Source organism: Pseudomonas sp. R37(2017), assembly GCF_002113375.1.
Taxonomy (GTDB): Bacteria; Pseudomonadota; Gammaproteobacteria; order Pseudomonadales; family Pseudomonadaceae; genus Aquipseudomonas.
Map to the genome: position 1 here is coordinate 137,867 of NZ_NEHO01000004.1, position 19,428 is coordinate 157,294.

Annotated in this window: 19 protein-coding genes; 15 read left to right on the plus strand and 4 right to left on the minus strand. The window is 60.5% G+C overall.

The features are described from left to right. The first annotated feature begins 65 nt into the window (after positions 1–65). The 15 genes from CAG47_RS08565 to CAG47_RS08630 all read left to right on the plus strand — a co-directional run bounded on the left by CAG47_RS08565 (position 66) and on the right by CAG47_RS08630 (position 15,739). Positions 66–1,688 (plus strand): methyl-accepting chemotaxis protein, encoded by a 1,623-nt coding sequence (locus tag CAG47_RS08565; protein ID WP_085724455.1) that lies wholly within the window; start codon positions 66–68, stop codon positions 1,686–1,688. Then, entirely contained in the window at positions 1,688–2,224 is a 537-nt protein-coding gene (locus tag CAG47_RS08570) for a chemotaxis protein CheW (RefSeq protein WP_085724456.1), read from the plus strand. Before CAG47_RS08565 ends, CAG47_RS08570 begins: the two co-directional genes overlap by 1 nt. Continuing rightward, complete coding sequence (locus CAG47_RS08575; protein WP_085724457.1) at positions 2,221–3,492, plus strand: protein-glutamate O-methyltransferase CheR; 1,272 nt, start codon at positions 2,221–2,223, stop codon at positions 3,490–3,492. The genes CAG47_RS08570 and CAG47_RS08575 overlap by 4 nt, the downstream gene beginning before the upstream one ends. Further along, positions 3,489–4,169 (plus strand): chemotaxis protein CheW, encoded by a 681-nt coding sequence (locus tag CAG47_RS08580; RefSeq protein ID WP_085724458.1) that lies wholly within the window; start codon positions 3,489–3,491, stop codon positions 4,167–4,169. The genes CAG47_RS08575 and CAG47_RS08580 overlap by 4 nt, the downstream gene beginning before the upstream one ends. Next, positions 4,166–6,445: a hybrid sensor histidine kinase/response regulator gene (locus CAG47_RS08585; RefSeq protein WP_085724459.1), complete on the plus strand. Its 2,280-nt coding sequence runs from the start codon at positions 4,166–4,168 to the stop codon at positions 6,443–6,445. Before CAG47_RS08580 ends, CAG47_RS08585 begins: the two co-directional genes overlap by 4 nt. After that, the gene (locus CAG47_RS08590) at positions 6,442–7,452 is read left to right on the plus strand and encodes a chemotaxis response regulator protein-glutamate methylesterase (protein WP_085724460.1); all 1,011 of its coding nucleotides are present in this window, start codon (positions 6,442–6,444) and stop codon (positions 7,450–7,452) included. Before CAG47_RS08585 ends, CAG47_RS08590 begins: the two co-directional genes overlap by 4 nt. 48 nt (positions 7,453–7,500) lie before the next feature. After that, on the plus strand, positions 7,501–8,502 hold the full coding sequence (locus CAG47_RS08595; protein ID WP_085724461.1) for a PleD family two-component system response regulator: 1,002 nt from the start codon (positions 7,501–7,503) through the stop codon (positions 8,500–8,502). A gap of 22 nt (positions 8,503–8,524) precedes the next feature. Next, positions 8,525–8,803 carry a hypothetical protein gene (locus tag CAG47_RS28660; RefSeq protein ID WP_177408937.1) on the plus strand — a complete coding sequence of 93 codons (279 nt, stop codon included), beginning with the start codon at positions 8,525–8,527 and terminating at the stop codon, positions 8,801–8,803. Continuing rightward, a protein-coding gene (gene prfB / locus CAG47_RS27785; RefSeq protein ID WP_143515820.1) for a peptide chain release factor 2 occupies positions 8,729–9,824 on the plus strand; the annotation gives its coding sequence in 2 pieces (ribosomal slippage) (positions 8,729–8,800 and positions 8,802–9,824; 1,095 coding nt in all). Before CAG47_RS28660 ends, prfB begins: the two co-directional genes overlap by 75 nt. Positions 9,825–9,938: 114 nt before the next feature. Then, a complete protein-coding gene (gene lysS / locus CAG47_RS08600; RefSeq protein ID WP_085724462.1) occupies positions 9,939–11,441 on the plus strand; it encodes a lysine--tRNA ligase in 1,503 nt (500 codons plus the stop codon). Positions 11,442–11,540: 99 nt separating this feature from the next. Then, positions 11,541–12,257, plus strand: a complete 717-nt coding sequence (locus CAG47_RS08605; RefSeq protein WP_085724463.1) for a TetR/AcrR family transcriptional regulator — start codon at positions 11,541–11,543, stop codon at positions 12,255–12,257. A 229-nt stretch (positions 12,258–12,486) separates the two neighbouring features. Next, complete coding sequence (locus CAG47_RS08615) at positions 12,487–13,041, plus strand: hypothetical protein (RefSeq protein WP_085724465.1); 555 nt, start codon at positions 12,487–12,489, stop codon at positions 13,039–13,041. 32 nt (positions 13,042–13,073) lie between these two features. Then, the gene (locus tag CAG47_RS08620) at positions 13,074–14,351 is read left to right on the plus strand and encodes a flavohemoglobin expression-modulating QEGLA motif protein (RefSeq protein WP_085724466.1); all 1,278 of its coding nucleotides are present in this window, start codon (positions 13,074–13,076) and stop codon (positions 14,349–14,351) included. A gap of 147 nt (positions 14,352–14,498) precedes the next feature. After that, the gene (locus CAG47_RS08625) at positions 14,499–15,413 is read left to right on the plus strand and encodes an alpha/beta hydrolase (protein WP_085724467.1); all 915 of its coding nucleotides are present in this window, start codon (positions 14,499–14,501) and stop codon (positions 15,411–15,413) included. Further along, positions 15,410–15,739, plus strand: a complete 330-nt coding sequence (locus tag CAG47_RS08630; RefSeq protein WP_085724468.1) for a hypothetical protein — start codon at positions 15,410–15,412, stop codon at positions 15,737–15,739. The genes CAG47_RS08625 and CAG47_RS08630 overlap by 4 nt, the downstream gene beginning before the upstream one ends. Before the next feature lie 112 nt (positions 15,740–15,851). Here CAG47_RS08630 and CAG47_RS27790 read toward each other — a convergent pair whose 3' ends face one another. The 4 genes from CAG47_RS27790 to CAG47_RS08645 all read right to left on the minus strand — a co-directional run bounded on the left by CAG47_RS27790 (position 15,852) and on the right by CAG47_RS08645 (position 19,272). Then, a complete protein-coding gene (locus CAG47_RS27790) occupies positions 15,852–17,327 on the minus strand; it encodes a transposase (protein WP_143515821.1) in 1,476 nt (491 codons plus the stop codon). Positions 17,328–17,456: 129 nt separating this feature from the next. Further along, entirely contained in the window at positions 17,457–18,251 is a 795-nt protein-coding gene (locus tag CAG47_RS08635) for an OmpA family protein (protein ID WP_085724469.1), read from the minus strand. 45 nt (positions 18,252–18,296) lie between these two features. After that, positions 18,297–18,710 (minus strand): DUF4398 domain-containing protein, encoded by a 414-nt coding sequence (locus CAG47_RS08640; RefSeq protein ID WP_085724470.1) that lies wholly within the window; start codon positions 18,708–18,710, stop codon positions 18,297–18,299. 217 nt (positions 18,711–18,927) lie between these two features. Beyond that, entirely contained in the window at positions 18,928–19,272 is a 345-nt protein-coding gene (locus CAG47_RS08645; protein WP_085724471.1) for a pilin assembly protein, read from the minus strand. Positions 19,273–19,428: the final 156 nt, after the last annotated feature.

Here is a 19,428-nt window from a genome sequence, read left to right on the forward strand (position 1 = left end):
CTTATTAATGAGACACCGCCCTCGGCTATACTCCCCGCATTTCGAATCAGGACCGAGGATCGACTGTGAAGAACTGGACGTTGCGCCAACGCATTTTGGCGAGCTTTGCGGTAATTATCGCCATCATGTTGCTGATGGTGGTCCTCTCCTATTCGCGGTTGCTGAGGATCGAAGCGAGCGAAGACAGCGTTCGCGATGACGCATTGCCGGGGCTTTACTACAGCTCGATGGTTCGCAGCGCCTGGGTCGACGCTTTCCTGCAGACTCAGGAAATGCTCGGCTTCAAGGAAGGGCAGGGCATCAGCAGCGAAGACGCCGCGGACTTCAAAGTCTTCGAGGCGCGCCTGCAGGAACAGATGAACAACTATCGCAACACTGTCACGACCGATGAAGACAAGGTCGAATATGCCGCTTTCCTGCAAAAGCACGAGGAGTTCAACAGGATCCTGGCCTCTGTGCTCGAACTGCACAGCCGCAACCAGCAAGCTGAAGCGCTCAAGATGTTCAACGAGCAACTGACCCCGGCCTGGACCGCCGGCCGGATGAAACTCAACGACATCATTCGCGAAAACAAGGCAGTGGCCGATCGTGACATCGCCGCCATCGACGAAGCGGTATTCGCGGCCAAGATCAGCATGGGCATTTCCCTGCTGGTGGCGGTGCTGGCCGCCGGTCTTTGCGGCCTTTTGTTGATGCGCGCCATCATGTCGCCAATGAACCGCATCGTGAATATTCTGGAAATCATGCGCACCGGTGACCTCAGCAATCGCCTGAACCTGGAGCGCAAGGACGAATTCGGCGCCGTGGAAACCGGCTTCAACGACATGATGACCGAGCTGACCTCGCTGGTATCCCAGGCCCAGCGTTCGTCGGTGCAGGTGACCACGTCGGTCACCGAGATCGCCGCGACGTCCAAGCAGCAGCAAGCCACCGCCACCGAAACCGCCGCCACTACCACGGAAATCGGCGCGACCTCCCGTGAAATCGCCGCCACTTCCCGGGATCTGGTGCGCACCATGACCGAGGTCTCCACCGCCGCCGACCAGGCTTCCGTGGCCGCCGGTTCCGGGCAGCAGGGCCTGGCACGCATGGAGGAAACCATGCATTCGGTGATGGGGGCGGCCGATCTGGTCAATGCCAAGCTGGCGATCCTCAATGAGAAGGCCGGCAACATCAATCAGGTGGTGGTGACCATCGTCAAGGTCGCCGACCAGACCAACCTGTTGTCGCTCAACGCCGCCATCGAGGCCGAGAAGGCAGGGGAATACGGGCGCGGTTTTGCCGTGGTCGCCACCGAAGTGCGGCGTCTGGCGGACCAGACGGCGGTGGCAACCTATGACATCGAACAAATGGTGCGCGAAATCCAGTCGGCGGTATCGGCCGGGGTCATGGGCATGGACAAATTCTCCGAAGAAGTGCGGCGCGGCATGTCAGAGGTGCAGCAGGTCGGTGAGCAGTTGTCGCAGATCATCCATCAGGTCCAGGCGCTGGCGCCGCGGGTATTGATGGTCAACGAAGGCATGCAGGCCCAGGCCACTGGTGCCGAGCAGATCAACCATGCGCTGGTGCAGTTGGGCGATGCCAGCAGCCAGACCGTGGAGTCTCTGCGTCAGGCCAGCTTCGCCATCGATGAGCTGAGCCAGGTGGCCGTCGGGCTGCGCAGCGGCGTTTCGCGATTCAAAGTCTGATGAGCGAAATCACGGCCAGGCGCTCTGTCGTGAAGCAGGCGCCGCATGCATTGTTCCTGGTGTTTCGCATCGGCAACGAGCGCTATGCCTTGAAGGCAGTCGAGGTGGCGGAAGTGCTGCCGCGCCTGCCCTTGAAGCCCATTGCCCATGCCCCTGCCTGGGTCGCCGGGGTGTTTGCCTATCGGGGCGTCGTGGTGCCGGTGATCGACCTGAGTGCACTGACGTTTGGTACGCCGGCACAGGGCCGTACCAGCACGCGACTGGTGCTGGTCAACTATCGCCCGGACGCAACCGCCGAGACACAGCTGCTCGGGCTGATTCTGGAGCAGGCGACCGATACCTTGCGCTGTGCCCCGGCGGATTTTCAGCCCTACGGCCTGGACAATCGGCAGGCGCCTTACCTGGGGCCGGTGCGCAAGGATGAGCAGGGCTTGCTGCAATGGGTGCGGGTCAGCGATCTACTGGACGATCAGGTTCGTGCTTTGTTATTCCCCTCGCCGCCACTGGATCCGGTGCTGCTGGAGGAACGCTCATGAACAGCGACCAGCGTTTTTTCGACTTCCTCAAGGAGCGTATCGGTCTCGACGTGACTTCCGTGGGGCCGGCGATCATCGAGCGCGCAGTGCGCCAGCGCGGCATCGCTGCGCAAACATCCTCGGCCGATGAGTATTGGCGCACCTTGCAGGGCTCACGGGACGAACAGCAGGCGTTGATCGAGGCGGTGATCGTTCCGGAAACCTGGTTTTTCCGGTATCCGGAGTCCTTCGCCACCCTGGCGAAACTGGCGAGCAAGCGACTGGCCGAGATCAACAATCTGCGTGCGCTGCGAATTCTCAGCCTGCCGTGTTCCACCGGAGAAGAACCTTACTCAATCGCCATGGCGTTGCTCGATGCAGGGCTCAAGCCGCACCAGTTCAAGGTCGACGGCATGGACGTCAGCCCGCTGTCGGTGGCAAAAGCCAGGTGCGCGTTGTACGGCAAGAATTCCTTTCGGGGTGATGACATTGCGTTTCGCGACCGTCATTTCACGACCGAAGGCGACGCCTACCGCCTGAACCCGCGTGTGCAGGAGCAGGTGCGCTTGCAGGTCGGCAATCTGCTGGACCCGGTCTTGCTGGCCGGCGAGCCGCCGTTCGATTTCGTGTTTTGTCGCAACCTTTTGATCTATTTCGACCAGCCGACCCAGAGGCAAGTGTTCGAAGTGCTCAAGCGCCTGACCCACGACGAAGGCGTGCTGTTTATCGGTCCAGCCGAAGGCAGTCTGCTGGGGCGTCTGGGGATGCGCTCGATCGGTATCGCGCAGTCCTTCGCGTTCAGTCGACAGGGGGCTGCCGACCCTGGACCTCTACCGGCATTCGTTCCAGCGCCATTGCCTGTGCCGCAACCACTGCGCAATCCGCCGCCTGCGCCAGTGCGCAGCCGCCCATTTGCCAGTGTCGTGCCGCTGGCTTCTGCACCGAAAACGTCCGGTACCGATACGGCCGTGCTGCTGGCGAACATCGCCACGCTGGCCAACGAAGGCAAAAGCGCCGAGGCAAGGGCCGCTTGTGAAAGCTATTTGCGCAGTCATGAACCGGTAGCCCAGGTGTTCTATTGGCTGGGGCTGCTCAGCGATGTCGCCGGCAACGTCCTGGAAGCCCAGGGTTTTTATCGCAAGGTGCTGTACCTCGAACCGCAACATCCCGAAGCGTTGATGCACCTGGCCGCATTGCTGCAGGCCCAGGGGGACGCGACGGGAGCCAGACGATTGCAGGAACGTGCCGCCCGCAGCGGGCGCGCCGCCGACAGTGAGCGTAAACGATGATTGCCTCCGACACCTTTAGCGTCACCCGGGATGCCCAGGCCATCGACGACTGCTGGAACCGTATCGGTATCCACGGCGACAAGTCCTGCCCGTTGCTGGCCGAACATATTCACTGCCGCAATTGTGCGGTGTATTCGGCGGCCGCCACACGCTTGCTCGATCGCTATGGGTTGCAGCAGGAAGATCGCGGGGCAGTGTCCGTCGCGGCCGAGAACGAGGTGAACACCCGTTCGCTGTTGATGTTTCGTCTGGGTGAGGAGTGGCTGGCTCTCGCGACCCGCAGTCTGGTCGAGGTGGCGCCACTGCAAGCGATTCACTCCTTGCCGCACCAGCGTTCCAGGGCCTTGCTCGGCGTGGCGAATGTACGCGGCGCGCTGGTCGCCTGCCTGTCGTTGGTAGAGCTGCTGGGGCTCGACGGCACCGTCAATGCGGTGTCCGGCGCGCGGGTCATGCCGCGCATGCTGATTATCGCGGCCCATGGCGGACCCGTGGTGGTGCCTGTGGACGAAGTCGACGGGATTCACGCCATCGACGAGCACATCCTCGATGCCGCGTCGCGCTCGGGTACCCAGGCCAGCGCCAGGTACACCCGTGGCGTGTTGCAGTTCAAAGGTCGCAGCCTGCGTTGGCTGGATGAAGAACAGTTGCTGTCGGCCGTGACCCGGAGCCTCACATGACCCCCGAGCAAATGCGCGACGCCTCCCTGCTGGAGCTGTTCAGCCTGGAAGCCGAAGCCCAGACCCAGGTGTTGAGCGCCGGCCTGCTGGCGCTTGAGCGCGACCCGACCCAGGCCGATCAACTTGAGTCGTGCATGCGTGCCGCGCACTCGCTCAAGGGGGCGGCGCGTATCGTCGGCATCGATGCCGGCGTCAGCGTCGCCCACGTCATGGAGGATTGCCTGGTCAGTGCCCAGGAAGGGCGCCTGTTGTTGCGCCCCGAACACATCGATGCGCTGCTGCAAGGCACCGATTTGCTGATGCGCATCGCCACGCCGAACAACAACCCGCAGGCCGCGGACATCGAGGCCTATGTGGCGTTGATGGCGCGGTTGCTGGACCCGGCGGCCCCTCTGGTTGCGCCTGCTGCAACGGTGATGGCTGAACTTCAATTAGAAGCGCCCGCGCCCAAGGTCGAGGCACCGGCACCTGTCGTCGAGCCCACACCGCCAGCCGCTGCGCGCAAGACCAGGCGCACCGCCGAAAATGGTGAACGCGTATTGCGTGTCACCGCCGAGCGCCTGAACAGCCTGCTCGATCTGTCGAGCAAATCCCTGGTGGAAACCCAGCGGCTCAAACCGCACCTGGCGACCATGCAGCGTCTCAAGCGCATGCAGAGCAACAGCCTGCGAGCCCTGGAGAGTCTCAACGTTCACCTCAAGGATCACGCCTTGAGCCTGGAAGCCCAGGAAGTGCTCGAGGATGCGCGGCGCTTGCTGGCGCAATCCCAGCAGTTGCTCATGGAGAAGAACGCCGAACTCGATGAGTTCGCCTGGCACGCCAGTCAGCGGGCGCAGGTGTTGTACGACACTGCTCTGGCCTGCCGCATGCGGCCGTTTGCCGATGTGCTGGGCGGGCAGGTGCGCATGGTTCGTGATCTGGGGCGCGACCTGGGCAAGCAGGTACGGCTGGAAATCGATGGCGAGAAGACTCAGGTCGATCGCGACGTACTGGAAAAGCTCGAAGCGCCGTTGACGCACTTGTTGCGCAATGCGGTCGACCACGGCATCGAAACCCCGGAGCAGCGCCTGCTGGCGGGCAAGCCGGCGGAAGGGTTGATTCGCCTGCGCGCCTCTCATCAGGCCGGTTTGCTGGTGCTTGAATTGAGCGATGACGGCAATGGCGTGGATCTGGAAAAAGTCCGTCGCAGCATCGTTGAACGCAATTTGTCCCCCGCGGAAACCGCCGCGCAGTTGAGCGAAGAGGAGTTGCTGACGTTCCTGTTCCTGCCCGGCTTCAGTCTGCGCGACACGGTCACCGAGGTGTCCGGTCGCGGCGTCGGCCTGGATGCGGTGCAGCACATGGTCCGGCAGTTGCGCGGCGCAGTGGTGCTGGAGCAGACGGCGGGCGAGGGGAGTCGTTTCCACCTCGAAGTGCCGCTGACCCTGTCGGTGGTGCGCAGCCTGGTCGTGGAGGTCGGCGACGAAGCCTACGCCTTTCCGCTGGCGCACATCGAGCGCATGTGCGATCTGGAGCCGACGGATATCGTGCAGGTCGAAGGCCGCCAGCACTTCTGGTACGAAGGCCGGCATGTCGGCCTGGTGGCGGCCAGTCAGTTGCTGCAACGCCCGGTCAGCCAGAACAGCGGTCAAACCTTGAAAGTCGTGGTGATTCGCGAGCGCGATGCGATCTACGGCGTGGCGGTGGAACGGTTTGTCGGTGAGCGGACATTGGTGGTGCTGCCGCTGGATGAGCGTCTGGGCAAGGTGCAGGACATTTCCGCCGGGGCCTTGCTCGACGACGGCTCGGTGGTGCTGATCGTCGATGTCGAAGACATGCTGCGCTCGGTGGAAAAACTGCTTAACACAGGGCGTCTGGAACGTATTGCCCGTCACGGCAGTCAGGTGGTCGAGGCGGCCCGCAAACGAATTCTGGTGGTGGACGATTCCCTGACCGTGCGAGAGTTGCAGCGCAAGCTGTTGCTCAATCGCGGTTACGACGTGGCGGTTGCGGTAGACGGCATGGATGGCTGGAACGCGCTGCGTTCGGAGGATTTCGATCTGCTGATCACCGACATTGATATGCCGCGCATGGATGGCATCGAACTGGTCACTCTGTTGCGTCGGGACACTCGCCTGCAATCGTTGCCGGTGATGGTGGTGTCCTACAAGGATCGTGAAGAGGACCGGCGTCGTGGACTGGATGCCGGTGCCGACTATTATCTAGCCAAGGCCAGTTTTCATGACGACGCCTTGCTCGATGCAGTGGTCGAGCTCATCGGAGGAGCACGGGCATGAGAATCGCAATCGTCAACGACATGCCCATGGCGGTGGAAGCCCTGCGCCGCGCCCTGGCATTCGAACCTGCGCACGAGGTGGTCTGGGTCGCCGGCAATGGCGCCGAGGCAGTGCGCCAGTGCGCGCAGGACACACCGGACCTGATTCTGATGGACTTGATCATGCCGGTGATGGATGGCGTGGAGGCCACGCGCCGGATCATGGCCGAGACCCCCTGTGCCATTGTCATCGTCACCGTGGATCGCCAGCAGAACGTGCACCGGGTGTTCGAGGCCATGGGCCACGGTGCGCTGGATGTGGTCGACACCCCGACCCTCGGCGCTGGCAATGCCCAGGAGGCGGCTGCGCCGTTGCTGCGCAAGATCATGAATATCGGCTGGCTGATCGGCGACAAGGGCAACCGTCCGCGCGCCGCGCCGGCACCGTTGCGCAGTTCGGGTTCACGCCAGAGTCTGATCGCCATTGGCTCATCCGCCGGTGGACCGGCGGCGCTGGAAGTCTTGCTCAAGGGGCTGCCCCGTGATTTCGCTCCGGCCATCGTGCTGGTACAGCACGTTGACCAGGTGTTTGCCGCCGGTATGGCCGAATGGCTCGGCAGTGCCAGCGGCCTCAACGTGCGCCTGGCCCAGGAAGGCGAGCCGCCGCAAAGCGGCACGGTATTGCTGGCTGGCACCAATCACCATATCCGCTTGCTGAAAAACGGCACGCTGGCCTATACCGCCGAACCGGTCAACGAGATCTACCGCCCCTCCATCGATGTGTTTTTCGAGAGCGTGGCCAGTTACTGGAGCGGTGATGCCGTGGGGGTTTTGCTCACCGGCATGGGGCGTGATGGCGCCCAGGGGCTTAAACTCTTGCGCCAACAGGGCTACCTGACCATCGCACAAGACCAGGGCAGCAGTGCGGTGTATGGCATGCCAAAGGCGGCCGCGGCCATCGACGCTGCCGCAGAGATTCGCCCGCTGGACAAGATAGCGCCACGATTGCTGGAGATTTTTGCAAAATGAGCAACTTTCCCTGCATTCCTGGCCCAGGCAGTACTCAGGTGACCGCACATGAATGAATTACAGCTCGACGACTTCAAGACCGACGAAAACGCCGCCATGGTGTTGCTGGTGGACGATCAGGCCATGATCGGCGAAGCCGTGCGCCGGGGTCTGGCGAACGAGGAGAATATCGATTTCCACTTCTGCGCCGACCCGCACCAGGCCATCGCCCATGCGGTGCGCATCAAGCCAACGGTGATCCTGCAGGATCTCGTCATGCCCGGCCTCGATGGCTTGAGCCTGGTGCGCGAGTACCGCAATCACCCGGCGACCAGGGACATTCCGATCATCGTCCTGTCGACCAAGGAAGACCCGTTGATCAAGAGCGCGGCCTTTGCGGCCGGGGCCAACGATTATCTGGTCAAGTTGCCGGACAACATCGAACTGGTCGCGCGCATCCGCTATCACTCGCGCTCCTACATGACCCTGCTGCAACGGGACGCGGCGTACCGCGCGTTGCGGGTCAGCCAGCAGCAGTTGCTCGACACCAACCTGGTGCTGCAACGCCTGATGAACTCCGATGGCCTGACCGGGTTGTCGAACCGTCGGCACTTCGATGAATACATGGAGCTGGAGTGGCGTCGTTCGCTGCGTGAACAGAGCCAATTGTCGTTGCTGATGATCGATGTGGATTACTTCAAGGCCTACAACGACAGTTTCGGCCACCTGGAAGGCGATGAAGCCCTGCGCAAGGTCGCCGCGGCGATCCGTGATGCCAGCGCCCGGCCTTCGGACCTGCCGGCCCGTTACGGCGGCGAAGAGTTCGCCCTGGTGCTGCCCAATACCTCGCCGGGCGGAGCACGGCTGGTGGCCGAGAAGCTGCGCCAGACCGTGGCGGCCCTGAAGATCCCGCATAATTCGCCGAACGAAGGGTCGAGCCTGACCATCAGCATCGGCCTGGCGACCGTCACCCCGACAGCCGGCAGCAATTGCCGAGAGCTGATCTCGGCGGCGGACAAGGGGTTGTATCTGGCCAAGCATAATGGGCGCAATCAAGTAGGCATCGGCTGACCTGCACTCTGTAGGAGCGAGCATGCTCGCGATGGAGGCCAACGATAACGCGGGGCATCAGGTTTCCAGCGTCATCGTTGACGACCATCGCGAGCATGCTCGCTCCTACAGGGGGCGGGGACGGACTGGCGGGAGGCGGTGTTTTCGACCAAGCGGGCTGCCGTTACCGGCCGTTTCCCGTTATACTCGCCGGCTTTCAAAAGTTCGCCAACGAGTGCTGCCCGTCATGGAAATCAACCCGATCCTGAACACCATCAAGGACCTGTCCGAGCGCTCCGAAACCATTCGGGGGTATCTTTGACTACGATCAAAAGCATGAGCGTCTGACCGAGGTCAATCGCGAGCTTGAAGATCCGAGTGTCTGGAACAAGCCTGAGTACGCCCAGGAGCTGGGCCGCGAGCGCTCTGCGCTGGCGCAGATCGTAGACACCCTGGACGAATTGTCCGGTGGCCTGGTCGATTCCCGCGAGTTGCTGGACATGGCTGTCGAAGAAAACGACGAAGGCGCTGTCGGCGATGTGGTCGCCGAACTGGCACGCCTCGAAGACGCCCTGGCCAAGCTGGAGTTCCGCCGTATGTTCAGCGGCGAGATGGACATGAACAACGCCTACCTGGACATCCAGGCCGGTTCCGGTGGCACCGAAGCCCAGGACTGGGCCAACATCCTGCTGCGCATGTACCTGCGCTGGGCCGACAAACGCGGCTTCGACGCGACCATCATGGAACTGTCGGCCGGTGAAGTCGCCGGGATCAAGGGCGCCACCGTGCACATCAAGGGCGAATACGCTTTTGGCTGGCTGCGGACCGAGATCGGCGTCCACCGCCTGGTGCGAAAGAGCCCGTTCGACTCCGGCAACCGTCGCCACACCTCTTTCTCCGCGGTGTTCGTTTCCCCCGAGATCGATGACAAGGTGGAGATCGAGATCAACCCGGCAGACCTGCGGATCGACACCTATCGTTCCTCCGGTGCCGGTGGTCAGCACGTAAACACCACCGACTCGGCCGTACGTATCACCCACGTACCGACCAACACCGTGGTCAGCTGCCAGAACGAACGTTCCCAGCACGCCAACAAGGACACCGCCATGAAAATGCTGCGGGCCAAGTTGTATGAGCAGGAAATGCAGAAACGCAACGCCGCGTCCCAGGCGCTGGAAGACACCAAGTCGGATATCGGCTGGGGTCACCAGATCCGTTCGTACGTACTCGATGCTTCGCGCATCAAAGACCTGCGCACCAACATCGAACGCAGCGACTGCGACAAGGTGCTCGATGGCGACATCGACGAATACCTGGAAGCCAGCCTGAAGTCCGGGCTGTAAAAGACGCAAAACAGGATCGGCTGAATCACTCGATCCCTGTAGGAGCCAGCACTGCTGGCGATCCCGGGCCGCAAGGCCCGGGGGCAACGAACCTGTGATGGAATATCTAAAGACATGAGCGACCTAGAACTCGACCCGCAAGCCCTGCAACAGGAAGAAAACTCCCTGATCGCCCTGCGCAAGGAAAAGCTTGCTGCCGAGCGCGCCAAGGGCAATGCCTTCCCGAACGACTTCCGCCGCGAAAACTACTGCGAGCAACTGCAGAAACAGTACGCGGACAAGACCAAGGAAGAGTTGGCAGAGGCTGCGATCCCGGTCAAGGTTGCCGGTCGCATCATGCTCAACCGTGGCTCGTTCATGGTGATCCAGGACATGACCGGTCGCATCCAGGTCTACGTCAACCGCAAGACCCTGTCCGAAGAAACCCTGGCCGCGGTGAAAACCTGGGACATGGGCGACATCATTGCGGCCGAAGGCACCCTGGCCCGTTCCGGCAAGGGCGACCTGTACGTTGAAATGACCGACGTGCGCTTGCTGACCAAGTCCCTGCGTCCGCTGCCGGACAAGCACCACGGCCTGACCGACACCGAGCAGCGCTATCGCCAGCGCTACGTTGACCTGATCGTCAACGAAGACGTGCGCCAGACGTTCCGCGTGCGTTCGCAAGTCATCGCCCACATCCGCAGCTTCCTGATGAAGCGTGACTTCCTGGAAGTGGAAACGCCGATGCTGCAGACCATTCCTGGCGGCGCGGCAGCCAAGCCGTTCGAGACTCACCACAACGCGCTGGACATGGAAATGTTCCTGCGTATCGCGCCGGAGCTGTATTTGAAGCGCCTGGTGGTTGGCGGCTTCGAAAAAGTGTTCGAGATCAACCGCAACTTCCGTAACGAAGGCGTTTCGACTCGTCACAACCCTGAATTCACCATGTTGGAGTTCTACCAGGCCTACGCCGACTACGAAGACAACATGGACCTGACCGAAGAACTGTTCCGCGAACTGGCTCAGCTGGTTCTGGGCAGCACCGACGTGCCGTACGGTGACAAGGTGTTCCACTTCGGTGAGCCGTTCGCGCGTCTGTCGGTGTTCGACTCGATCCTCAAGTACAACCCCGAACTGACCGCTGACGACCTGAACGACATCGACAAGGCCCGCGCCATCGCCAAGAAAGCCGGTGCCAAGGTGCTGGGCTTCGAAGGCCTGGGCAAATTGCAGGTGATGATTTTCGAAGAGCTGGTGGAGCACAAGCTGGAGCAGCCGCACTTCATTACCCAGTACCCGTTCGAAGTGTCGCCGCTGGCCCGTCGCAACGACGAGAACCCGAACGTCACCGACCGTTTCGAGCTGTTCATCGGTGGTCGTGAAATCGCCAACGCCTATTCCGAGTTGAACGACGCGGAAGACCAGGCCGAGCGCTTCATGGCCCAGGTGGCCGACAAGGACGCCGGCGACGACGAGGCCATGCACTACGACGCCGACTTCGTGCGTGCGTTGGAGTACGGCATGCCGCCAACGGCGGGTGAAGGTATCGGCATCGACCGCCTGGTGATGCTGCTGACCAACTCCCCGTCGATCCGCGACGTGATCCTGTTCCCGCACATGCGGCCGCAAGCGTAAGTGTTTCAATTAAAAAACCGCCTTTTCAGGCGGTTTTTTATTGCCTGTCTGGTACAAACGTATCAACTTGTTACTTTCATCTGAGAGGAAATACCTGTCGTGAATCGTGCAATAGCTCAAGAAGGTGCAGCGGGTATCGCCACTGCGGTCGCTGAAAGTGTTCAGTACCAGGGTCGCAAGGCCAGCCGACAGGGCAGCGAGCAGCGTCGACAGGACATTCTCGACGCCGCCATGCGCATTGTCGTGCGCGATGGCGTGCGCGCCGTGCGACATCGCGCGGTGGCCGCCGAGGCGCAAGTGCCATTGTCGGCGACCACTTACTATTTCAAGGATATCGATGATTTGCTCACCGATACCTTCGCCCAATACGTGGAGCGCAGTGCCGCCTACATGGGCAAGTTGTGGGTGAATAACGAAGGTCTGTTGCGTGACATGATCGCCAGTGGCGATGGCAGCCCGCAGGCGCGCTCGAAACTGGCGGACGATATTGCCCGGCTGATGACCGATTACGTTCACCGGCAACTGGTCAATCGCCGCGAACACCTGATGGCCGAACAGGCGTTCCGCCACGAGGCATTGCTCAACCCGCGCCTGGCCGAACTGGTGCGCTCGCATCAGCAAATCCTGTTGCAGGGCTCTTGCCAACTGTTCCAGGTGCTGGGCTCGCGCGAGCCGCATCAGGATGCCAAGGTGTTGACGGCGATTATCGGCCGGATGGAATATCAGGGGTTGCTCAACGTAGACGAGCCGGCTGCCGAAGAAGAAATGCTCGGGATCCTGACGCGCTATATGCACCTGGTGCTGGGGTCGGTGTAGTTTCTCCTGATTGGAGGCTACTCCTGTGGGAGCGAGCCTGTGGCGAGGGGGCTTGCCCCCGTTGGGTGGCGAAGCCGCCCCAAAACCAGTGATCCAGGTGAGACAGTCAGTCCGGATGCGCAGGTTTTACGACTGCTTCGCAGCCGAACGGGGGCAAGCCCCCTCGCCACAGGCTCACTCCCACAAGGGAGGGTGTCCAAGGGTGAGGTATGTTCATAGGGAGTGTTGAATGAAAGCCTGGCGTGTCGTTGTGATCGCCTTGTCGTTCCTGCTGCTCAGTGGCTGTCTGGTGGCCTTCAAGGAGCCGCTGCCTGCAAGCGAACCCGCGCCCAAAGGATTGCTCGGCAAATGGACCAGCACCAACGCCTGGGGCGAGGCGCTCAACCTCGAACTGAACCGCGTCGGTGACAACCGCTATCAGGCCGTCAGCTATTACCGGGCCAGGCCCCGGGAGCGGGAGGCCTACCCCTTCACGGTGTCACGCCATGGCAACCGCTGGTATCTGTCGGCGAAGGTGCCGGCGCAGTTTGGCGGGCATTTCACCCTGGGCGGTTTCGAGCTGACCGACAAACATGAGTTGGTGGTCTACAACCTCGATCTTGAACAGATCAACCAGGCTATCAAGCAGAAAGCCCTGAGCGGTGAAAGCTTCCAGACCAGCGACGGCGCTGGCGTATTGATCGACAGCGACATGGAGCAAGTCGCCGCCTACCTCGACGACCCGGCCAATTCCGATGTGTTCGTCGAAGCGGTGCGCTATCAGCGTCAGGCCAAAGCCAAATAACCGGCATCAACAGGTTTCTACAGGAGTTTCGCGTGGACGATTACCAACAGTCGATACGCAATTTGTCCGATCGCATCGTGCTGGCGCAGACGCCGATCCGCGTGCTCGATGCGGTCAAATGGGACGACAATATTCGCAAGGGCTTCCTCAAGGCCAAGGGCAAGGAAATGCCGGCGGTGGATCGAGACTACTACCTCAACCGGCCACTGGCGTTCGACTCCAGCAAGGTGAAGCTGGAGTTCCAGAACATCGAGCGTGACATCACCCGCCAGCTCGGCCAGTTCAACCCGGTCGGCCAGATCATGCGGCGCATGTGCAAGGAATACCGCATGGTGGTGCGCATGCTCGAAGCGCGGGGCACCGAGGATTTCGGCCTGATTTCCCAGGAGTTGTACGGCGCGGCGTCCGACGCGTTCCATGCTGGCGACCCGACGTTGTCCGACCTGGGCATGATGTTGTCCGAATACCTGAACAACATCGACGGCCGTGGCGACCTCAAGGACGAACCGAAGACGCTGACGGCCAAGGATGCGGTCGACATGTTGCAGCACCGCTTGAACAAGGTGTTTGGCGAGGCCGAGGAAACCATTCGAGTGTTCGAGTCCGACGGCATCGTCGCCGATGCGGCGGCCGGTGCCGACTACATCAAGATCCGTTCCGACGCGATGTTCAACAACCGCGATGTGCGCGCCCTGGAGGTCCACGAAGGGTTGGTGCACGTCGGCACTACTCTCAACGGCCTGAACCAGCCGATTTGCACTTTCCTGGCCAAAGGTCCGCCCTCGTCGACGGTGACCCAGGAAGGCCTGGCGATCCTGATGGAAATCATCACCTTCGCCTCGTACCCGAGTCGTCTGCGCAAACTCACCAACCGCACCCGCGCCATTCACATGGTGGAGGACGGCGCGGACTTCCTGCAGGTGTTCGAGTTCTTCCGCGAGCAAGGCTTCGAGATGCCCGAGAGCTACAGCAACGCCAGTCGCGTTTTCCGCGGCTCGGTGCCGACAGGTCTGCCATTTACCAAAGACTTGTCCTACCTCAAGGGCTTCATCATGATTTACAACTACATTCAACTGGCCGTGCGCAAAGGCAAGCTGGAGCAGATACCACTGTTGTTCTGTGGCAAGACCACCCTGGAGGACATGCGTACCTTGCGCCAGTTGGTGGACGAAGGCCTGGTGGTGCCGCCCAAGTACTTGCCGGAACAGTTCCGCGACATGAACGCGCTGTCGGCGTGGATGTGCTTCTCCAACTTCCTCAACCACCTGAGCCTGGACCGGATCGAGGCGGATTACTCCAACATTTTGTAGGGCCGATGAGGTCACCTGTGGGAGCGAGCCTGCTCGCGAAAGCGGTGTGTCAGATAATAGAAGTGTTGAATGTCAGACAGCATTCGCGAGCAGGCTCGCTCCCACATTTGCTCCGTGTACCAACTTCACACTGCGAGGTTTCAACGGATGAGAATCCTCGGCACCATCTGCCTTCTCCTGATCTTGAGCGGTTGCAGCTCACTGCTGTTCTACCCGGAACCCGGCCAGTTGTTCACTCCGCAGAAGGCCGGGCTCGAGTACCGCACCGTCACCCTTATCACGGCCGATGGCCTCAAGCTGAACGCGTGGTGGCTGCCGGCAAGGCCGGGTGTCGAGGTCAAAGGCACGGTGTTGCACTTGCACGGCAACGGCGGAAACCTGCCCATGCACCTCGGCGGCAGCTTTTGGTTGCCGAAAAATGGTTACCAGGTGTTGCTCGTTGATTATCGCGGTTATGGCTTGTCCGAAGGCGAACCCAGCCTGCCGGCGATCTATCAGGACATCGATGCGGCGTTCGCCTGGCTGGACAAGGCGCCGGAGGTTCAAGGCAAGCCGTTGATCCTGCTCGGCCAGAGCCTGGGTGGCGCGATGGCCGTGCATTACCTGGTCCGGCACCCGCAACGGCAGACACAACTCAAGGCCATCGTCCTCGATGGCGTCCCCGCCAGTTACCGCAGCGTTGGCCGGTTTGCCCTGAGCAATTCATGGTTGACCTGGCCATTCCAGGTGCCGTTGTCATGGCTGGTGCCGGACGGCGACAGTGCGATCAACTCCATGGCACAACTCAAGAACGTGCCGAAACTGCTCTACCACAGCATCGACGATCCGATCGTGCCTCTTTCCAACGGCATCCGACTGTATCAAGCTGCGCCGCCGCCGCGAGTGCTGCAACTGACCCGTGGCGGGCATGTGCAGACGTTCGCCGACCCGGTCTGGCGCAAAGTCATGCTGCGCTATCTCGATGACCCGCAGCATTTCAACGGCCTGCGCCGGTTGGGGGAAATCCCCAATTACCCGGCACCCCCGAATTCTGAAGATGAACCACCAGAGAGTCCGCAATGAGTGAAGAACGCAACGCCATCCCGCTGATCATCACCGGTATCTGCAGCATCCTTGGCACAGTCGGTGCCCTGTGGTGGTACGGTTACCTGCACTTCGCCAAGCCCGAGGATGCGTTGCTGCTCAACGACTTCACCATGCTCAAGACCATTCCGGGCGAAGACTACAAAGTCTCCCTGGAGCCTGCCGCCCAAGTGGCGCAGTGCATCGATGGCGTATTGGTACTGTTCGACACCGAACAGAAAGGACTGACGGGTGTGCTGGTCGACAACAAGAAAAAAGCCGTGCGCTGCATGGGGCAGGAAACGCCGCAGAAGCTGGAGCCGTAATCCAGCCCATCATTAAAAAGCCCTCCGGGTTTTCCCGGTAGGGCTTACTGGATTCTTGCTGCACTGGATTGGCTGTTTGCAACCTTACTATCCGAAAGTACTCAAGGGGGGGTCATCGTCCCATCACATGGATGCGACGAGTATCACCCCAAACGATGGGTTTGCCTTGTGTGGATTGGCCTACCTTTATCAACATTTCTCCCGGTTCGAGATCAATGTTGGCTGGAACAGACCACTGACCTTGTATGTCGGATTTGGTTGAAGCAAGAACTCGTCCAGGATAATGGGCGTCGACCACGCTGATATCGCTCGACGGTTCGGTTGATGAACCGGAAAAGACCGGCCGGACAGGCGTTTTTGCATCTTCTGCAGGAGCACGTAAGTAGGGAGCATTACAGGCCGGTAAAGTTTCACCATTTAACGCAACAGCGAACGAAGCACCGTTGGATCTGGTTTGGCATGTTTGGACCTTGAAGTTGGCCACATCATCGACCAACGTACGGCCCGGTTGCAAAGTGGGATCTGCGGTGGTTGCCGTTTCCGGGGTTCCGTCCAGTTGGGTGTTGATCATGTAACTGCTGTAATAGACAAGCGTACTGAATCTTGCCCAGACACCTGTCACCCGATTGTCATTGGGGGGGAAGTTATCGAAGAAGGTAGGTCGGCGAAACTCCAGCGATAAGAAGTTTCTGGTTCTTGTTCCATTGCCGGGACGTTCGATGAGGTACAGTTGCGGGCCGCTCGTGCCGAGAACACCGAGACTGTAGATCCCTGTTGATTTGACAGTGACGGCTTGAGAGGCATCCAGCCAGCCGGAATACCAGCGGTTGAATGCAGGGTAGAGCGTCCCACCGCCTGATACCGAATCCCCTGTGTCGCCGTAGCCGACAGTACGGCAATCGGTAGGGGCGCTAACGGTTTCGCTGTTTTTTGGGCACCGGGTATAGGTGTTGCCATGCGCGTAGCCCAAGTTGTGTCCAAACTCATGTTTGTACACATGGGGACTTTCTGCCTGACCATAAACTCCCATGACCCGTCCCGGCGTCAATGCCGATCCGCCCCCACCACAATCAATCACGTTGATCAGGTAGTCAAAGCTGGAGGGATCAAGACCGTTTGCCTGGGCTGCCTTCACTCCTTCCGCGGTGGCCAGCGAAAATTTATCCCCTCCGCTTTTGCAGGCATCGGGACGGGGGCCTGATGTGAAGGAAATGACCTGGCCATCCAATGTCAACTTCCCGAGGGAGGCAGCCAGAATGTAAGACCGCAAAGAATCAGGGTCAGTGGATATTGTGTGCTTTTCTATCAAAGGTTTGTTTAGTGTGTCTCCATCCTGCCAGTGAATGACACTTACCAGGACTTTCTTGACGCCCACGATGGGGCGCTGATTGATACCCTCAGGAAGTGGATCGTCATTGGGTATGAAGTCCTGCTCGTTATAGTTGAAAGTATTATCAACAAGTTGATTCGTTGACAGTGCATCAGGCTGCGAGCAGCCTGCCAACATCAATGAAGTACAGAGCGTATAAAACATTACTGAAGGTCGCATGGTTTTTCCTTTTACCCGATATGCTGGCTTGAAGTTCATTTCTACTAGCGACCTGTAACGCTGCCTACTGTCAGAAATGACAGCTGCTGACAAGTGGTAAGCAAGCCACAAAGGAAAAGCCCCGCCTGACTCGATCAGGCGGGGCTTTTGCGTGGCTGCGATTGCGGTTCAGTTGACGGCGCTGACAGCCGAACGCGGCATCACCGGCTTGTTGTCATTGGAAATGGTCACCTCCACCCGACGGTTCATCGCCCGGCCCGAGACGCTTGAGTTATCCGCCACCGGATATTCCTTGCCGTATCCCTGCGCCACGATCCTCGCCGGATCGACGCCCATCTTCACCAGGGCCATGCGCACCGAGTTGGCACGACGTTCCGACAGTGACTGGTTGTGCGACGCCGTACCGGTGCTGTCGGTGTAGCCCTCGACAATCGCTTTGCGATCCGGGTTTTCCTGGAGGTACTGCGCCAGTTTGTTGATGTTCATCAGGCCGTTGGATTTCAGCTCGGCCTTGTCCGTGGCGAACAGCACATCCCCGAAAGTCACCAGCGTCCCGCGATCGGTCTGCCTGGCGTTGAGGCTGTCCTTCAGTTGTCTGATCTGCTGGTCCCGGCCTTCAAGGCGGGCCTCGGCCCGTTGCGCCGAAGTGTTTTTCAGATTGGCTTCAGCGGTGCGCAGGGCAATGGTCTGCTTGGCCACTTCAACCCGTTGGTTGGTCAGATAGGCAAGCTGGTCGACCCTGGCCGCGTCTTCCTTGTCCCGGTAGGCCTGATCGGCCTTGTCCAGATAATCGCTGGCTTCCTTGGTTTCCAGGGCGGCGACCTTGGCCGCTTGCGGGTCGGCCTGCAGGCCCGAGTAGTTGGTGCGGGCCTGTTCGAGGTTGGCGTTGGGCGGTGTAGAGCAGGCAGCCAGCGCTACCGTGGCTGCCAGTAGGGCAGGGATCATCAGTTGATTGCGTTTCATGATGTCGTCCTTTCAGTCGAGTGGGAGTGCGTGGCGCCGCGCCATTTACTGAACGGTGCGCTGGCTTTCCTGACGCAATTCCTGAACGCCTTTCTGCGCGTCCTTCACGGATTGTTCGGCCTTCATCGCCTGGGCCTTGCGCTCTGCGACACGAGCGTCCCACTCGGCCTGTTCGGCGAGCATCCGGGCCTGCTCGTATTTTTTGTCGTGCATGGCGATTTCGGCTTGTTTGAGCTTGTCCTGGGCCGACTTCATTTCCACGGCGGCGAACTCGGTGCCGCCGGCGCTCACCGCGTCGTTGACGGCCGATTGGGTCACCGCGTATTGCTCGGTTGGCGGGTTGCCAGCGCAACCGGACAGGATCAGGGTGCTGCCGAGGGCCAGCGCCGCCAATTGGAGGCTGCGCGCATGAGTGAGCGAGGATGTGCCGGTTCGGGTTTTCATGGTCTTCAACTCCATTGGGATAACTCCTGAAAAGCGTTGAATCCATCCTGGGCTGGGCGCTGAAGCCATCAAGTGCGGGGGTGTTTTGAAACGCTCGTCCCAGGCGTGCTTACTTGGGTTGACCCGAGGCGTTTTTTGAAAGTTCAGAGAAATTGGTCGGCTGTTGAAAAAGCCCTGATCGAATCGACAGGGCTCTAAATCGCAGGGTTGTGGGAGAAGTGCGGGGAAGAAATCAGTGTTTCTGTTTGTCCTCAGGCATCGACAGTTCGTGCAGGTGCCGACGGGACAGCGCCAGAAAACGCGGGGTCGGCCCGATGTCTTCGTACAGCGGATCACCTTCTTCGTCAGTGGCAACCACGGTCGAGCCCTTGACGTAGGGGAAGCTTCTTTCCAGCTCTTCCAGGGCGGCGCCGATCAGATCGCCGAGCAGTTCTTCGGGATGCCGCTTGGGGTACATCTCGATGATTGCGGCCAGCCGTGCGGCGGACTCGACGTCCAGATGAATCGAATAGCCGGTGTCGGTCAGGCGACCCTTGGCGTTTTCTTCCCAGTGGTGGGCAAGCTCGCGGATTTTCATATTGACCTCATTGCGCTCCTGCTCGTGGCAGGCAGGGTGAGTGTCCGGCATTGGCCGGCGATAGCCATTGTGCGGCTTATCTTCAGACTAGCCGGTACAGGCAAGGTTTAAAGGCCCTTCGTCGTCTTGCTTGTAAGAACCCGTCTGGAGCGGCAC

Excerpts from the sequence above, each read along its gene's own strand:
- CAG47_RS08630 (WP_085724468.1), top strand. The coding sequence starts at position 15,410 with ATGAGTGAAGAACGCAACGCCATCCCGCTGATCATCACCGGTATCTGC.
- CAG47_RS08615 (WP_085724465.1), top strand. The coding sequence starts at position 12,487 with ATGAAAGCCTGGCGTGTCGTTGTGATCGCCTTGTCGTTCCTGCTGCTC.
- CAG47_RS28660 (WP_177408937.1), top strand. The coding sequence starts at position 8,525 with ATGCTCGCGATGGAGGCCAACGATAACGCGGGGCATCAGGTTTCCAGC.
- CAG47_RS08640 (WP_085724470.1), bottom strand. The coding sequence starts at position 18,710 with ATGGAGTTGAAGACCATGAAAACCCGAACCGGCACATCCTCGCTCACT.
- lysS (WP_085724462.1), top strand. The coding sequence starts at position 9,939 with ATGAGCGACCTAGAACTCGACCCGCAAGCCCTGCAACAGGAAGAAAAC.
- CAG47_RS08575 (WP_085724457.1), top strand. The coding sequence starts at position 2,221 with ATGAACAGCGACCAGCGTTTTTTCGACTTCCTCAAGGAGCGTATCGGT.
- CAG47_RS27790 (WP_143515821.1), bottom strand. The coding sequence starts at position 17,327 with ATGAACTTCAAGCCAGCATATCGGGTAAAAGGAAAAACCATGCGACCT.
- CAG47_RS08580 (WP_085724458.1), top strand. The coding sequence starts at position 3,489 with ATGATTGCCTCCGACACCTTTAGCGTCACCCGGGATGCCCAGGCCATC.
- CAG47_RS08590 (WP_085724460.1), top strand. The coding sequence starts at position 6,442 with ATGAGAATCGCAATCGTCAACGACATGCCCATGGCGGTGGAAGCCCTG.
- CAG47_RS08625 (WP_085724467.1), top strand. The coding sequence starts at position 14,499 with ATGAGAATCCTCGGCACCATCTGCCTTCTCCTGATCTTGAGCGGTTGC.
- CAG47_RS08570 (WP_085724456.1), top strand. The coding sequence starts at position 1,688 with ATGAGCGAAATCACGGCCAGGCGCTCTGTCGTGAAGCAGGCGCCGCAT.
- CAG47_RS08585 (WP_085724459.1), top strand. The coding sequence starts at position 4,166 with ATGACCCCCGAGCAAATGCGCGACGCCTCCCTGCTGGAGCTGTTCAGC.
- CAG47_RS08645 (WP_085724471.1), bottom strand. The coding sequence starts at position 19,272 with ATGAAAATCCGCGAGCTTGCCCACCACTGGGAAGAAAACGCCAAGGGT.
- CAG47_RS08635 (WP_085724469.1), bottom strand. The coding sequence starts at position 18,251 with ATGAAACGCAATCAACTGATGATCCCTGCCCTACTGGCAGCCACGGTA.
- CAG47_RS08595 (WP_085724461.1), top strand. The coding sequence starts at position 7,501 with ATGAATGAATTACAGCTCGACGACTTCAAGACCGACGAAAACGCCGCC.